The following is a 521-nucleotide window of genomic DNA, read 5'->3' as shown; positions in this document are numbered from 1 at the left end:
CAATAAGTATAAAAAAATAAATTACAAAAAAAATGTAGAAATATGAAACACGAATGAATTAGAATAGTTTTTTTAAATTTGGTATAATTATGAAGACAAGTAAAAATAATAAAAAAATGAAAAAATAGAAAAATGAAAGGAGAGATTTGTAGAAACTTGAATAATTTAAAAGAATTAAAAATAACTAAGGAGGTGATATATTGAAAAAGTTATATTTTAAATTTATAAGTTTATTTTGTGCTATAAGTTTATTTTTATTTTGTGGAGCATTACCAATAACAGTAATGGGACTAGACAATAATATTATATTAAATAAAAATATAAATAAAGTTAAAGAATCTAATAATTATAATGTAAATTTAAATGTAAAAATTAATGATACAAATAAAAATAAAAATATTATTTTAGTAGTAGATGAAAATAATATTGATAAATCTAAAATATCTATGATTAAAAAACAAATGTCAAATTTTGCAACAAATATCTTAGATAATAAAAATTGCAATTTATCAATAGTTAAT

Annotated in this window: 1 protein-coding gene; it reads left to right on the top strand. The window is 16.3% G+C overall.

Going from position 1 to position 521, the window contains the following annotated elements:
- Nucleotides 1-200 precede the first annotated feature (200 nt).
- The coding region (locus GBZ86_RS16700) for a hypothetical protein (RefSeq protein ID WP_152892514.1) at nt 201-521 on the top strand (321 nt) is incomplete at its 3' end.

The organism is Clostridium tarantellae (assembly GCF_009295725.1).
GTDB classification, from domain to species: Bacteria; Bacillota; Clostridia; order Clostridiales; family Clostridiaceae; genus Sarcina; species Sarcina tarantellae.
This window is presented reverse-complemented; position numbering and strand designations above follow the sequence as displayed.